Annotated in this window: 17 protein-coding genes; 6 read left to right on the top strand and 11 right to left on the bottom strand. The window is 66.0% G+C overall.

What is annotated here, in order from left to right; genetic code table 11:
* Positions 1-27 precede the first annotated feature (27 nt).
* A complete protein-coding gene (locus tag ACFC4D_RS00970) occupies positions 28-687 on the bottom strand; it encodes a response regulator (protein ID WP_376061111.1) in 660 nt (219 codons plus the stop codon).
* The gene (locus tag ACFC4D_RS00975) at positions 684-1,949 is read right to left on the bottom strand and encodes a sensor histidine kinase (RefSeq protein ID WP_376061112.1); all 1,266 of its coding nucleotides are present in this window, start codon (positions 1,947-1,949) and stop codon (positions 684-686) included. Before ACFC4D_RS00975 ends, ACFC4D_RS00970 begins: the two co-directional genes overlap by 4 nt.
* Positions 1,950-2,080: 131 nt before the next feature.
* Between ACFC4D_RS00975 and ACFC4D_RS00980 the strand changes: the two genes are divergently transcribed.
* Together ACFC4D_RS00980 and ACFC4D_RS00985 are read left to right on the top strand one after the other, a co-directional pair.
* Complete coding sequence (locus ACFC4D_RS00980) at positions 2,081-3,100, top strand: SDR family NAD(P)-dependent oxidoreductase (RefSeq protein ID WP_376061113.1); 1,020 nt, start codon at positions 2,081-2,083, stop codon at positions 3,098-3,100.
* A 130-nt stretch (positions 3,101-3,230) separates the two neighbouring features.
* The gene (locus ACFC4D_RS00985) at positions 3,231-3,485 is read left to right on the top strand and encodes a hypothetical protein (protein WP_376061114.1); all 255 of its coding nucleotides are present in this window, start codon (positions 3,231-3,233) and stop codon (positions 3,483-3,485) included.
* 14 nt (positions 3,486-3,499) lie between these two features.
* Here the strand turns inward: ACFC4D_RS00985 and ACFC4D_RS00990 are convergent, their stop codons facing one another.
* Together ACFC4D_RS00990 and ACFC4D_RS00995 are read right to left on the bottom strand one after the other, a co-directional pair.
* Positions 3,500-5,014, bottom strand: coding sequence for a hypothetical protein (locus ACFC4D_RS00990; protein WP_376061115.1), 1,515 nt, complete (start codon positions 5,012-5,014; stop codon positions 3,500-3,502).
* A 134-nt stretch (positions 5,015-5,148) separates the two neighbouring features.
* Complete coding sequence (locus ACFC4D_RS00995; RefSeq protein WP_376061116.1) at positions 5,149-6,021, bottom strand: endonuclease/exonuclease/phosphatase family protein; 873 nt, start codon at positions 6,019-6,021, stop codon at positions 5,149-5,151.
* Between the two features lie 58 nt (positions 6,022-6,079).
* On the opposite strand from ACFC4D_RS00995, the gene ACFC4D_RS01000 reads away from it, so the two are divergent.
* Positions 6,080-6,934: an alpha/beta fold hydrolase gene (locus tag ACFC4D_RS01000; RefSeq protein WP_376061117.1), complete on the top strand. Its 855-nt coding sequence runs from the start codon at positions 6,080-6,082 to the stop codon at positions 6,932-6,934.
* Positions 6,935-6,980: 46 nt separating this feature from the next.
* Here the strand turns inward: ACFC4D_RS01000 and ACFC4D_RS01005 are convergent, their stop codons facing one another.
* Together ACFC4D_RS01005 and ACFC4D_RS01010 are read right to left on the bottom strand one after the other, a co-directional pair.
* Positions 6,981-7,511, bottom strand: coding sequence for a hypothetical protein (locus ACFC4D_RS01005; RefSeq protein ID WP_376061118.1), 531 nt, complete (start codon positions 7,509-7,511; stop codon positions 6,981-6,983).
* A gap of 1 nt (position 7,512) precedes the next feature.
* A complete protein-coding gene (locus tag ACFC4D_RS01010; RefSeq protein ID WP_376061119.1) occupies positions 7,513-8,259 on the bottom strand; it encodes a hypothetical protein in 747 nt (248 codons plus the stop codon).
* A gap of 155 nt (positions 8,260-8,414) precedes the next feature.
* On the opposite strand from ACFC4D_RS01010, the gene ACFC4D_RS01015 reads away from it, so the two are divergent.
* Genes ACFC4D_RS01015 through ACFC4D_RS01025 form a run of 3 tightly spaced genes read left to right on the top strand, consistent with a single transcriptional unit; the run spans position 8,415 to position 9,988 of the window.
* Positions 8,415-8,672 carry a hypothetical protein gene (locus ACFC4D_RS01015; RefSeq protein WP_376061120.1) on the top strand — a complete coding sequence of 86 codons (258 nt, stop codon included), beginning with the start codon at positions 8,415-8,417 and terminating at the stop codon, positions 8,670-8,672.
* 58 nt (positions 8,673-8,730) lie between these two features.
* Complete coding sequence (locus ACFC4D_RS01020; protein ID WP_375967399.1) at positions 8,731-9,441, top strand: metal-dependent hydrolase; 711 nt, start codon at positions 8,731-8,733, stop codon at positions 9,439-9,441.
* Between the two features lie 52 nt (positions 9,442-9,493).
* Entirely contained in the window at positions 9,494-9,988 is a 495-nt protein-coding gene (locus ACFC4D_RS01025; RefSeq protein WP_375967400.1) for a phosphoribosyltransferase, read from the top strand.
* 84 nt (positions 9,989-10,072) lie between these two features.
* Here ACFC4D_RS01025 and ACFC4D_RS01030 read toward each other — a convergent pair whose 3' ends face one another.
* From ACFC4D_RS01030 to ACFC4D_RS01050, 5 genes are all read right to left on the bottom strand, one after another.
* Entirely contained in the window at positions 10,073-10,564 is a 492-nt protein-coding gene (locus ACFC4D_RS01030; RefSeq protein WP_375967401.1) for a peptidylprolyl isomerase, read from the bottom strand.
* Between the two features lie 190 nt (positions 10,565-10,754).
* A complete protein-coding gene (locus tag ACFC4D_RS01035) occupies positions 10,755-11,141 on the bottom strand; it encodes a VOC family protein (protein ID WP_376061121.1) in 387 nt (128 codons plus the stop codon).
* A gap of 224 nt (positions 11,142-11,365) precedes the next feature.
* The gene (locus tag ACFC4D_RS01040; RefSeq protein ID WP_376061122.1) at positions 11,366-12,307 is read right to left on the bottom strand and encodes a fructosamine kinase family protein; all 942 of its coding nucleotides are present in this window, start codon (positions 12,305-12,307) and stop codon (positions 11,366-11,368) included.
* A 38-nt stretch (positions 12,308-12,345) separates the two neighbouring features.
* Positions 12,346-13,137: a helix-turn-helix domain-containing protein gene (locus ACFC4D_RS01045; protein ID WP_375967406.1), complete on the bottom strand. Its 792-nt coding sequence runs from the start codon at positions 13,135-13,137 to the stop codon at positions 12,346-12,348.
* 111 nt (positions 13,138-13,248) lie between these two features.
* A complete protein-coding gene (locus tag ACFC4D_RS01050; RefSeq protein WP_376061123.1) occupies positions 13,249-14,700 on the bottom strand; it encodes an amidase in 1,452 nt (483 codons plus the stop codon).

The raw sequence follows: 14,700 nt of genomic DNA on the forward strand, positions 1-14,700 counted from the left end.
CGCTGCGGCCCAGCGATTTTCGCGCCGCTACGACAGGCGCGCACCCAGCAGCGCGAGCTGTAACCGGTTGGTGGTCCCGGTCTTGCTCAGCAGATTGGTGATGTGCGTTTTGACGGTGGTGACACCGACATGCAGGCGTACCGCGATCTCGGCATTGCCCAATCCGTCCGCCAGCAGTGCCAGCACTTCGGTTTCGCGCGGCGTGAGACCCGATAGGGGGTTCGGCCCGTTCGGCGGTGACGCGGCGGACTCGGGTGCGGTGCGCGCCCGCACGGCGGCATCCACCACGCGCTGCAAGATCTCAGGGGTGAAGGCTTGCTCACCGGCCGCGGCCCGATGGATGCCCGCCAGCAGTTCCGCCGGTGAGGCATCCTTGACCAGAAATCCGGCGGCTCCGGCCGCGAGCGCGGGATACAGGTGGTCGTCATCGTCGAAGGTGGTCAGCACCAGCACGCGGGTGGCGGGCCGGGCAGCGAGTATGGCGGCGGTGGCTCGGATGCCATCCATCCCGGGCATCCGCAGATCCATCAGCACCACCTCGGGTGCGAGCTGTTCGGCCAACCGGATGGCCTCGCGCCCGGTGGCGGCCTCACCCACGACCTCGAGCGCGGGATCGGTATGGCACAGCATGCGCAACCCGGCCCGCACCAACTGCTGATCATCGACGATCAGGACGCGCACACTCATGCGGGCACCCGCGCTCCCAGGGGCAGGCGCGCACTGAGCCGCCACCCCGGATGCGCGGGCGCGGCCTCGAACTCGCCACCGAGCAACTCCACGCGTTCGCGCAATCCCACCAACCCCAATCCCCGGCCGTCCGTCTCACCGGGCAGCGCATCGGCGGCGACGATCATTCCCGAACCGTGCGACGGCAGCGCCGGTGCACCCGAACTCACCGACTGCCGGGTGTGCCCGCTCGCCCACCCGGAACCATGCGGCCGCCGGGAACCGTTGTCGCGCAACACGAACACCACCTCGTCCTCGTCCGCGTCGATGCGCAGATCCGCGATGACATCGGTGCCCGCGTGCGCGGCGATATTGGCGATACCCTCCTGGGTCAGGCGCAGCAGCGTCAGCGCGGACACCGCGTCGATCTCACCGGCACGCTCATCGATCGCACAGTCCACGGTGATCCCCAGCGCGCGGGCACGTTCGGCGACCGCGCGCACGGTGACCGGCAGATCGGCGGGGGAGAGGAACGCCTCACCCGTCATATCCGGATCCCGCAGGATCGACACCAGGCGGCGCAGATCGGCCAGGGTTTCGCGGCCACTGGCATGAATCTCGTCCAGCACCTGCAACACCGGCGCGGGTGCGTCGGGCAGCGCGTGCCGGGCCACACCCACCCGCAACACCGTCGAGGACACGTGATGGGCGATCAGATCGTGCAGTTCGCGCGCGATAGCGGTGCGTTCGAGCGCGCGTGCGGCCGCGACCTCACTATCGCGCCGCCGCGCCACTTCCACCGCCACCCGGCGCGCCTCGACCGCGGATCGGTGTGCGGCACGCAGCACACCACCCAGCAGCAGCGGTGCCCCCGCCATCACCACCGCGCGATACCCATTGGCCGCGAACTCACCACTGGGATGCAGCAGGTACACCGCCGCCAGCACGACGGCCCCGAGGTAGGGCTGCCACCCATCGCGGCGCGCCGCCAATTCGGTCAGTGCGATACCCGCACCCACCTTGGCGACCAGCGGTCCGGTGGAACCGAATTCGAACCCGGCCAGCAACAGCGCGGAGGTCACCAATGCCGTGGCCAGTGGCCGGCGCACACCTACGGCGGTGACAGCGACCGCGAGTAACGCGATGGCCCAATCGATTCCATTCGGCGCGGCGGACAGGAACAGCAGACAGCCCAGCGCGGGAATCACCAGCACCACGGCACGAACCGGTATGGCGCGCGGATCGAACAATGAGTCGACACCGTGCGCCCGTGCTTGATCCATCACAGCGATCATTGTGCGCGAATCACGCCGAACCCGATTCCTCCGATCGGAGGAGACGACTCATCCTCGTGGCCGACGGACGGGCTCGCGGACGGATTCGCTCGCACCCCGCATTCGCCAGGATCGAAGCCATGACACGTGAGACCGACCCCGACACGAACCCCACCTTCGGCCAGGACGACGACAATGCCTCCGCGACAACGACATCCGCACAGGCATCGGACTCGGCCACACGCCCCGGCCCGAGTCGTCGCCGCATGCTCGGCGGTCTGGCCTCCGGACTGCTCGCGGGCGGTGCGGCCGGACTCGCCGGTGGTATCGCACTCGGCGCGAATTCGAATGCGCCGCAATACACCCCGGCCGCACGACAGCGATTCACCGGTAAGACGGTGCTCATCACCGGTGCGACCTCCGGGATCGGCGCGGCCGCCGCGCACCTGTTCGCCGCTGAGGGCGCGCGAGTGGCGTTCTGTGGTCGAAGGGAGGATCGCGGGCGCGCGGTGGAGCGTGAAATCCGTTCCGCCGGTGGGGAAGCCACCTATTTCCGCGCCGATGTCCGCGACGAAGCCCAGGTGCGTGATTTCGTCGACGCCACGGTCCGCAAGTACGGCGGGTTGAATGTGGCGTTCAACAATGCCGGGATCACCATCCAGAAGAAACTGCACGAATACTCCGCCGACGAGTTCGATCAGGTCCTGCACACCAATCTGCGCGGCACCTTCCTGGCCATCAAATATCAGGTGCCACATCTGATTCGGGCTGGCGGCGGCACCATCGTGGTGACCTCCTCGAGCAATGCCATCGCCACCGATGCCGCCCGCGGCGCGTACACCGCCAGCAAGCGCGGTCTGGCCGGGCTGGTGCAGGCGGCCGCCCTGGATTACGCGGCGGACAATATTCGTATCAATACATTAATTCCTGGTACCACCGATACCGAGCTGGTACGGCGTGCGGCGGGTATGGAGGCGATACCGGATGACGCGTGGCAGGTGTTCATGAAACAGTGGGCCAAATCCAATATTCCGGGCCTGGGCAGGCTCGGCACCCCGGCGGAGATCGCCGCGTTCGCGCTGACCCTGGCCTCGGATGAGCACCCGTACCTCACAGGGGCACAATTGGTCATCGACGGCGGTAAAACCGCACACGCGTAGGGTCCAGCCACCCCACCTCATTACGTCACTGTGACGAATTGTACTGTGCGGGAACGGATCCCGAGGGGAGTGGAATCGGGAAGAACCGTCACAGTGACGTATTCACCGGAGGTCGCCGAACTCACCCCGATTGACCATTTCGGTGCAAACAGGAAATTCTCCGGCGAATCACGGATTGGCCGGAAATAAAATTACGGCAGCGGTTTACGCCGTCCACGGCGACAACCGCGCACCGACGGCAACCCACGGGGCGGGGCCGGAAAATATGCCCGGCAGGGGTCAAAAGCCACCAAAATGCCTGTCGCACAAGATCATTAAGCCCCTCACCCGCCGCCGTAAAACCACCGATAATCAACATTATGTCAAGTTAGGGATTATGGGGTGACTCCCCTCCAGACCTCACCGACGCCAATAGTTGTCCGGCCCAGCCTGTTTCACCGCGGCCTCGGCCGCCGGGTCCAGCCACTGCTTGACCGAGATATCGGTCGCCAGGTTGATGTACAGGGCCGTGGACTTGAAAACGTAGCGGTGCGACAGTGAACCCCAGTTGGTGCGCACCGCCGATCCGGCGTCACTGTCGCACAGCGCCGAACCCGGCCCCTCGTTCGGGCACCAGATGGTCCAGTCCTGCGGTTGGCCCTTCATGGTGGTGTACAGCGCGGTGGCGTCGGCGGCGGTGGCGAACGCGAACACGTTGATCGAGACCAGGATTCGATTCGACTGATCGATATAGGACCCCGCGACCTGTTTGGTGCACTGATATTTGGTGAGGATCTGCTTCACGTTCTGCGACATGCCTTTGGTGACACAGTCCCGTACTCCCCCGGCCCGCCGCGTGTATTCCACATTCTTGGCGTCCCGGAAGCGTTTGGGCAGCAACCCGTCCTCGGTGAAGGGGGTCTTATCGGTGCCCGCGGCATCCAACGAGGCCGGATCGAACACCGGGGTGGTCGTCACCACGGGTGCCGCGGCGGGTGCGGCCGCCTCGGTCGTTTCGGGCTCCCCCGACCGGACCGCGATCAGCCCGATGACCGCGAGCAGTCCGGCCACCGCCAGCAGGATGCCCGCGATCCGACCGCCGGGACTGCGCTGTGGACGCGGAAAAGCCCCCACGGGCAAGGGTTTCAGGGTCGGGGCGGGCCGATCCACCACATCGAGCATTTCCATGCGGTAGGCGCCGCCGTCGGAGGTCAGGAAGGCCGCCTTCAACGCGATCAGCCACTCCTCCGGTGTGGGTTTGTGTTCGGGCGCGGCGGTGTCGGCGCGATCGAACAGCATGCGCAGGCGCAGGTCGAGATCCTCGGGAATGCCGGGGGCCAGGAACAATCCGCAGCGGATGATATTGGCCAGTGCGAGCCTGCCCGCGAACTCCGCATCCCCGAGGGCGGGCCGCAGTCCGTCGCAGTCGATCAGCTGGGCGCGGGGTTCGGTGCGACTCCAGGCCAGTTGCGGTTCGGCGATGCCGGGGAGTGCGAGATAGCGCTCTTCGAGGACGAGGAAGATATCGCAGACCCGGATCAGCACCCCGACACGGAAGTACGCGGCGGCCGGATGCTCCCCCACCAATTGGTCGAGGGTGCGGGGTGTGCCGTCCTCGCGTAGGAATTCGTCCGGTATCAGCGGCCGGATCACCCCGGCCAAGGCGTGGTCGCGCATGATCAGATCGATGGGCCAGTTGATCGAGGTCGCCGCCCAGTCCCGGGAGCCGGGTTCGTCCTCGGCGGCGAGCACGATCTCCCGGCCCAGCAGCAGGGCCTGTTCGGCGAAGCCGATACTGTCCGGATCGGTGATCGGTTCCGCGTATTTCCGGTAGATGCGGTCGCGGCCCTGCTGGTCGCGGCAGCGGAACAGTTCGCCGTCGATTCCGATGGCGCCGAGCGCTATCTCGTACTTCTCACCGGATTCCCCGGTCACCGAATATTCCGACACAGAAGCACCCCTCTGCTCCGGCGGCCCCTGCACCGCCCTACTACGGCGGTTTCGAACTGTGCCATACCCGTCAAACCGGCACAATCGGACGAATCATATTGCCGGACTTGACGAGTGAACTACTCCGGCCGCTGGGGCCAGGCGATGTCGGCCATGAGCCCGTAATGGTCGCTCGCGATGGGGCCGGTGAGCGAATCGTGGAAGGCGAAGTCGGTGTACAGGATTCGGCCCGCACCGCCCGGGCGCAGGAACGGATCACCCACCAGGATGTAGTCGATGCGTTGCGGCGGCACGTTCAAGAACCGCGCCTGCGGATTGGTGAGCGGATCGAGGGTGTACCCGGGCTCGGTGGGCCGCAGCGTGGACCACGCGTCCACGTAATAGGTGCTGCGGCCCTCGATGACCGCGTTGGCTCCCAGATACCGCATCTCATCCGATTGCGGCTTGGCGTTGAAATCACCGCACAGAATGGCGGGCATGGGAGTGGCCGGATCCCGGGTGGCCTTGATGGCGTCATCGATGGCCAGCACCTGCCGCACCCGGTGATACGCCTGTGCGGGCGGCGGGGCCAGATGGGTACTGAAGACATCGATTCCGGCGGTGTGCGCGTGTAGCAGCTCGGCCTGCATCCGCCAGGAGGGATGCGAATCCGCCGGGTTCTCGTCCAGGGGCAGTGCGAACACCCGATGGTTGTCGATGGGCCAGCGGCTCAGGATCGCCGAGCCGAACAGCAGGCTGCGATCGGCCCAGGCTTCCTCGGGCAGCGGATATCCGCCGAAGCACCAGTGCCAGCGCCCGGGTGCGGCGTTATCGGCCAGCCAGCCCGCGGTATTGGTGCCGGGTTCGGTCTCCCAGACCTCTTGCAGGCACACCACATCGGGGTTCAGGCGGTCGAGCCAGGCCAGGATCTCGACCCGTCGTTCATCCCAGTGCGGTTCCAGCAGTGAGCCCATATTGAGCTGCGCCACCCGCAATACCTTGCCCTGCGACATACATTTCCTCACTCGCCCAAGGGATTCCAGCAACTGTAACGTGTTCTACTCTGGCGGGGTGGACATCACCTACGAGAACACCCGCCGCGAGATCAGCACCGACCAGGGCACCCTGCGCTACCACGAAGCCGGCGACGGCCCACCCCTGCTGCTGCTCCACGGATCCGGTATCGGAGTCTCCGGCTGGCGCAATTATCGCGGAAACCTCGCCGTCTTCGCCGAACACTTCCACTGCTACGTCCTGGAATTCCCCGGATTCGGCATCAGCGATCCCGTCCCCGGCGCACACCCGGTGCTCTCGGCCGTCGACTCGGTCATCCGCTTCATGGACGCACTGGGCATCGACAACACCGCACTCATCGGCAATTCCATGGGCGGGGTCGTCGCGGTCAACGTCGCCGTCAAACACCCCGCGCGCATCAACAAGATCATCTCCATCGGTGGCGTCGGCACCGGCGTCTTCAGCGCCAACCCCAGCGAAGGCACCCGCCTCCTCCAGGAATTCGCCGACAACCCCAGCCGCGACGCACTCACCCGCTGGCTCAACTGCATGGTCTACGACCCCAAAACCGTCACCGCCGACATCATCGACGAACGCTGGGAAACCGCCGCCAACCCCGACTCACATCAGGCCCTCAAAGCCATGTACGGCTCCGAAGCCTTTGCGCTACAACAACAATTCCTCGCCAACGCACCCACCCCGCCCTACTGGGCCATGCTGCACAAGGTCACCTGCCCCACCCTGCTCGCCTGGGGCAAAGACGACCGGCAATGCCCACCCGATATGGCCATGATGCCGCTGCGCCTCATCCCCGACAGCGAACTGCACATCTTCCCCAAATGCGGGCACTGGGTCATGATCGAAGCCAAACAGGCCTTCGAACGCACCAGCCTCGAATTCCTGCAACGCTGACCACCACCGGACGGTGCGGGCCGCTACGACCCGCACCCCGGCCGAACTACCAGACCAGCGTCTCGTGCGGGGTACGCACCCGCGCGAAGAACCGCTTACCGATCTGCTCACCGTCATGGTTGTAGCTGTTCAACAACGCCACCAACTCATCGGCCAAGCGCTTCAACTCCGGACTCACACCCTCCGAGCCCACCCACTCCCCGGGCACACCCTCGATCGTGATCACAATCGCGTTCTCCGCCGGCGAACTCACCACCGAATAGGTGATCCCCCGCGGCGCATCCCTGATCACATCGTGCAGCGCGGGCTCATTCGGACCCGGACCACCCACATGCGGCGCGTCATCGAACACCACCCGCACGAAAGCGAGATCATCGCGAATCATCTCCGCGATCGACTCCAGATCCGCATGCCTGCCCACCCGCTCATACCGGACACCATAGGAACGACCATCCATCGCCGCATGCGAATTCGACTTGGACAGAATGCGATCCAGCATCCGCTGAGCCGCCGCCCGCTCCCCCGCACCCGTCGACGGATGCTCGATCAACGCTCGCAGATGCGCGACCCGCGACATATCAGCGCTGCCCGAACACGGTCGTCTGACACTCGGTCAGCAACGCCACGAACTCTCTCGCCTCCCCCTCATCCAATACCGCCCACACCGGAGCGATCAACTCATCGGTCAAAGCCTCCGCCTGCATCCAACGCCCCTTCAACTCTGGAGTGATTTCACCGAACGGCTCCGGCCAGCCGTACAAACGCGCCTGATCCGGACCAGAACTCAACGGCGAACCCGCGATCAACACCGCATCACGCGGCGCCAAACCACTCGCGCGCACCGCCATCAAATGCAACCCACCACGCAACTCACGCAGCGCCACGATCAAATGCAGAATCCGCGCCGGCGCATCCTCCGCCTGCGGCAAAGCCCGCCAACCGGCGAACAACACCACACCCGCCGGATCCGCCGCGGACACCACCCTGTCCAGCAACTCCGCCAGCCGATCCGCGCCCTCGAACGACGCCAACTTGCGCCGCCCGAAATCCTGAGCCGCCTGAAGATACCCCCGCGCGGCCTTCGCAGCCGGTACCCCCGCCGTCGAGTCCCACGCTGCCCGAATCGAATCCGCCGGAAAGAAGCCGAACGCCGCGGTCACCACATCCGCGGGCACATCCCCCAGCACACCCCCGCGCCCCCGCGTATACGCCGGCATGAACCCCGGCACACCCACCTCCGCGGCGAAGGCCTTCGCCTCCCGGGAGAACATGAACCCCCCGCCGATCTGCTGAATCTGATCCTTCACCGCGGACGCTACCGACATGTCCGTTCCTCTCTGAGCGGAAAGCGCAATCCACCCGACCATATTTCACCGGTCGCGCACCCCCGCCGCAGCCCCCGTCACACCGCCAAACAATCTCCGCTGCACGCACATTCGAAAATCGCTACCCTGGGCGGGCAACGAAAGGTGTTGCCAGCATGACCGAACCCCGCCGTACCGTCATCGCCTCCGAGGTACGGGAAATCCTCAACTACTTCGGCAAATGCCCACTCTGCGGCTATCCCGCGCGCGCCTCCACCTACACCGCGCAATTCTCCGACGGCAGCACCGAAGAACAGATAGTCGCCACCTGCGGCCTACCCTGCGGCTGGAACGGACCCGCCGACCTCAGCACCATGACCAGCAATGCACCCGTACACCGCACCAGCCCCAGAGCCCTGCCGCCGAACACGTGAACTGTCCTGTCGCCCAACACATGAACGCAAGACCAACAACATGAACTAATCTCTACAGGTGCTAGGACATTCACACGCAACCAGTGGTGCGCTCGCTTGGTCAGCGGCCGCCGCGGCGTTACCCCTGACCGTATTGACTTATCCCGCAATGCAATCCGGAAACATCCGGGCCGTCGACCTGGTGATGGGCACCTTCCTCACCGCGGGCGCGGCCCTGCTGCCCGACGCCGACCACCCCTCCGGCACCATTTCCCATGTACTGGGCCCGGTTTCGCATTACGCCTGCAAAGGCATCTCGTGGATCTCCGGCGGACACCGCCACGGCACGCACTCTTTCGCGTTCGTCGCCCTCGTCACCTACGGCACCTGGGCCGGTGAACACTGGCTCGGCCGCTACTTCACCCTCTCGCTCGTCTTCTTCCTGCTCGCCCTCGCCGTGCGCGCCCTCAACCTCGCGCCCACCGGCGACAAACCCCAAGCCTGGGGCACCGTCATAATCCTCGCCGCCGCAGGCACATTCGCCATCGACCACTTCATCAGCGATAAACCCGCCTGGCTGCCCTTCTCCGTCGGCCTCGGCGCCTTCGCCCACCTGGTCGGCGACTGCCTCACCGATCGCGGCTGCCGCCTACTGTGGCCGCTCAAGATCCGCACCCGGCTACCGCTCATCGACCGCACCGGCAACAAGATCGAGACCCTCGTCGTGGTCCCGATCTTCGCACTCGGCACCCTCGCTCTGCTCTGGTACACCATCACCCACCAGCCCTGAGCAGGCTCGTATGATCGCCTGAACGACCACCACACGGCAGAGGGAGCCAGGGATGAGCGATCGGGAAGAACTCGACTGGGAACTGTTCGGCATCGCCGGACGCGAACTAGCCCAGGAAATCGCCGACGACGGCTTCGAACCCGACCTCATCCTCTCCATCGCCCGCGGCGGGCTCTTCGTCGCCGGCTCCCTCGGCTACGCCCTCGACGTCAAGAACCTGCACGTGATGAACGTCGAGTTCTACACCGGCGTCGACCAGCGCCTGGACCTGCCCGTCATGCTGCCGCCGGTACCCAGCGTCGTCGACCTCACCGGCGCCAAAGTGCTTGTCGCGGACGATGTCGCCGATACCGGCGCGACGCTCAAACTCGTCCGCGACTTCTGCCAGGACCACGTCGCCGAAGTCCGCTGCGCGGTCATCTACGAGAAGCCGCGCTCGGAAGTGAACTGCGAATACGTCTGGAAGCACACCGACCGCTGGATCAACTTTCCCTGGTCGGTACAGCCGCCCGTGGTACAGCGCGAAGTCCGCGTCCTCGACGCCTGACCTCACGACGCCTGACCCCGCACAGCACGACGCCCCGGATTCGACTCTCGAATTCCGGGGCGTTCTCCGTACAGCGGGAAGGTGTCAGACCAGCTCGGCCGACAGGATGGTGACGGCCTCGACCGGCACATCCTGATGACCGGCCTTGGAACCGGTGCGCACACCCTCGATCGCGTCGACAACGGCATTGCCGTCGACGATCTTGCCGAAAACGGTGTAGCCCCAGCCGTCCTGGCCCGGGTAGTTCAGGAAATCGTTGTTCTTGGAGTTGAGGAAGAACTGCGCGCTGGCCGAATGCGGATCCATGGTGCGCGCCATGGCGATCGTGTACTTGTCGTTCTTGAGACCGTTGTTCGCCTCGTTCTCCACCTTGTTCGGGGCGGGCTTCTGCTGCATATCAGCGGTGAAACCGCCGCCCTGCACCATGAAGCCCGGGATCACCCGGTGGAAGATCGTATCGGTGTAGTGGCCCGCCTTGACGTAGTCGACGAAGTTCGCGACGGTCTTCGGCGCCTTGGCCTCGTCGAGTTCCAGGGTGATATCCCCGGCGGAGGTCTTCAGGAGCACTTTGGTCATGGCGACCATCGTATGGGAGAGCCGAACCGGTCAACCGCCCGGCATCCTCTGCTGCGGTTCAACGGGATTGGTGCGCAGGTGAGGTTCCGTTGGCCGGGAGTTCACGTCGATCTTCGAGAACCGAAAACCAGTGCGTAGATGCGCATATTTCCATTATCTAATCGCCACACCCATCCCGGCGATGCCGCGGTCACGCCTCGTACAGCTCCAGCGGCAGATCATCCGGATCGAAGAAGAAGCCGAACCGCTTCCCCGTGTACTCGTCCACCCGCACCTCTTCGACCACCACTCCCCTGCCGGCCAGCTCCGCCAGCGCCGCCCCCACATCGGCCACCACGAACGCCAGATGCCGCAGCCCGATCGCCTCGGGCCGAGAGGGCCGCGGCGGGGCATCCGGGAAGGTGAACAATTCCAGCTGTCCCCCATCGGGCAACGCGAGATCCAGCTTGTACGAACGCCTTTCGGCCCGATAGTGCTCCCCCACCACCTTCAGCCCGAGCACATCGACATAGAAGGTCTTCGACCTCTCATAGTCCGACGCGATCACCGCGACATGATGAATCCGCTGCAGCTGCACACGCCCGACCGTATCCCACCCCACCGACAACCCACCGCACCCCGCGCGGCGGCGACTCCCCTTTTGAAGGCAGCTTTTTCCTTATGGTTCTTTGCTCCTACCGGACCCCGATACACCGAGGATTCACATGCGTAGATGCGCATATTTCCATGTTTGTATGAACTACATGAACAAAGTGATTCTGGGAGGCCAGGATTCGAGACGAGAAACCGCGCTATCGGCCGTTATTGGGCCAGCGCAGCGGCCGCGGCCGCCAAGGCCATCCCCCGGTAGGAGTCGCCGTAGAGCACCACGTGCACCAGGAGCGGGTGCAGCTGATGCAGTGGAATGCGTTGACGCCAGCCGGAAGCCAGGGGTGTGCGTTCGTGGTAGGCGGCCAGGATGCGGTCGAGGTAGGGGGCTCCGAAGAGGGCGAGCATGGCCAGATCGGTCTCGCGATGACCGCCGTGCGCGGCCGGGTCGATGAGCAGGGCGCGATCTGCGGTCCAGAGCATATTGCCCGACCACAGGTCGCCGTGAATGCGACTGGGCGGTTCCGGTGGACCGGCCAGGTCGGCTATGCGGCGCATGACCTGCTCGATCGAGCGGATTCCGGCTCGGCCCAGATACCGTTGGGCCGCAGGCAGATACGGGGCGAGGCGGTGCTCGGCGTACCAGCTCCCCCACTCCCCCGTGCTCGGTGAGTTGTCCAGTGGGAGCGTGGCGATGTAGCCGGGCCAGGGTGCGCCGTAGGCGGGCGGGGACTCCGCGTGCAGCTCCGCGAGATCGTGGCCGAATTTCTCGGCGACGGGTGCGGAGGCGGATTCGGCTGCCAGCCAGGGCAATACGAGCATTCGGTCGTCTGCGGCGAGGACCGGGGGTACGAGGTTCGCATCGCCGTCGGCGAGCCAGCGCAGGCTTGATGCCTCCGCGGTGAGCGGGCTCGGCGTCGAATCTCCATCGTGCGCCGCGGACGCGATATCGCGAGGCAGGTCCGACGCTCGGGCCCGAGCCGCTGACTCCGTGTCTCCGTGCCAGTCACGGGCCTCTCGCATGGCCTTGACGAATACCTCGCGCCCGTCTGCCAGATCGGCTCGGTACAGGGTCCAATCGTGGCTGCGGCCCACGGGTTCCAGGTGCGCGACCGGGGCACCCGTCAGCTGGGTCAGGTGCGCGGTCACGTCCATGGAATTCGATTCTGACCGATGCGCCGCGGTTGGGAGGGTTAGTCGGCGGGGATCGCGATCCGTGCGCGCAGCAGGGCGGCGGTGGCGGCGTCGGCGGGGAAGAAGGCTTCGATGGCTAGTTCGGCGACGGTCACGTTCATGGGGGTGCCGAAGACCGTGGTGACGCTGATGAAGGCGAGGTCGTGTCCGTCGTAGCGGAAGCGCATGGGTACCACGGCCTGATCGGGTTCGGGGAGTCCGGGGGCTTCCTCACCGCCGGGGTAGCCGCGCAGTTCGGCCAGGAGTGCGATGAGTTCGGGTGCGCCGCTGACGTCGATCTGGCGTTGCAGGCGTTCGAAGAGGTGGCCGCGCCATTCGGCGAGGTTGGTGATGCGGGGTGCGAGGCCGTCGGGGTGCAGGCTCAGGCGGAGCGCATTGACCGGTGGTGCGAGCAGGCGCGGGTCGACGCCTTCGAGGAAGAGCGCGATGCCGGCGTTGGCGTCGACCATGTTCCAGCTGGCGTCGACGGCTAGGGCGGGGTGCGGTTCGTGGCCGGTGAGGATCTGGCGGATGGCGTCGCGTACGGGTGCCATGGCGGGTGCGTCCAGTTCGGGTTCGTGGTAGACGGGTGCGTATCCGGCGGCGAGCAGCATTCGATTGCGTTCGCGCAGTGGGATTTCCAGTTCATCGGACAGGTGCAGGATCATCTGCCGGCTGGGGGTGGCGCGGCCGGTTTCGATGAAGCTCAGGTGCCGGGTGGAGGTTTCGGCCCGGCCCGCCAATTCGAGTTGGCTGAGCCGCCGGGTGACCCGCCAGTGCCGCAGCAGGTCCCCGGCAGTTTGTGTACGCATGTCTCGATCGTACGAATCGGGCGGCGGCACAACCATTACCCGCCAGGTAATGGTTGCGGACTGACCGACGCCGGGGTGTGCGAGGTCCCGTGACAGCGGTTTGGGCGGTTCCTACCGTGGGGGCTGGAAGCCGCCGATTTCCCGTTCGAGGAGTTCGGCGAGGCGCAGTGGTGTGCGGTCTTCGTACATGGGGCCGATGAGTTGCACTCCCACCGGCAGGCCCTCGGGTGAGCGGCCCGCCGGTATGGCGGTGGCGGGCAGGCCGGGCATGGTCGCCACGCCGGCCCAGGCGAGTTGGTTGTGGAATGGGTGTGGGCTGCCGTCGATGTCGATGAGGCGCTCCCCCAGGCTGTGTTCGTGGTCGTGCGGGAAGGCGGGGGTCGGGGTGATCGGGCAGAGCACGATGTCGTATTCGGTGAACAGTTCCCGCCATTGCCGCCGGTGTTGTTCGCGGAGGTTGTCGGCTCGAATCCAGTCGCGGTGGGTGAAGGCGGGGCCGCGCAGCCAGGCGGTGTCGTATCCCCGGTTGGTCGGATCGAGTTGGGCGGCTTGGGCGCGGATCTGTTCGTAGCGTTCGAGGGGGAAGCCCGCGGCGGCGAAGGAGGTGAGCAGTTCGACGTAGAGGATCGCGGCTTCGGTGAGGTCGGGCAGGAGTGGGCTGTGCCGGTCTACACGGGCTCCGTTGCGGGTGAGGGTTTCGGCGACGTCGTCGAGGGCGGTGCGCACGGCTGATCCGGTCGGGATGAGCGGATGGTCTTCGATGATCAGGACCCGGAAGTCGGCGAGGCGGTCGTGGCGTGCGGGCGGCAGCGCCAATCGGTATGCGATGCCGAGGGTTTGCGGGTCGGGTCCGGCCATGATGTCCAGCAGCAGGGTGAGGTCGCGGACGGTGCGCGCCATGGGTCCGACGACGGCGAGGTCGTGCGGGCTGGGCAGGGCGGGTGCGTGCGGTGGCACCATGCCCCGGGTGGAGGCGAGGCCGAGGGTGGGTTTGTGCGCGTAGACGCCGCAGAAGTGGGCGGGGGTGCGCAGGGATCCGGCGATATCGGAGCCGAGGGACAGTGCGCCGAATCCGGCGGCGAGCGCGGCGGCCGAACCGCCGGAGGAGCCGCCCGAGGTGCGGGCGTGATCCCACGGATTGTTGGTGACGCCGTAGATGTCGTTGAAGGTCTGGATGTCCTGGAGCATGTACGGCACGTTGGTTTTTCCGAGGATGACCGCGCCTGCGGCGGTGATGCGGGCGACCTGTTCGGCGTCTGCGGCGGGCACGAAGTCGCGATTCTCGGGCATGCCCCAGGTGGTGGGCAGTCCGGCGATGTTGTAGGACTCTTTGACAGTGACGGGGATGCCGAGCAGTGGGCCGTCTTCGCCGCGCGCTCGGGCTTGGTCGGCGCGCTGTGCGGCGGCGCGGGCGCGGTCGAAGTCGGGGACGCAGATGGCGTTGATCGCTTTGTCGTCGAGCTCGATTCGGGCGATGGCTTCTTCGGTGAGTTCGAGGGAGGTCACCTCGCCGCCGCGCAAAGCGGTGGCGAGTTCTTCGGCCGAGAGATAGCTGCGTTCCAT

This window comes from Nocardia sp. NPDC056000, assembly GCF_042269265.1.
GTDB lineage: Bacteria > Actinomycetota > Actinomycetes > Mycobacteriales > Mycobacteriaceae > Nocardia.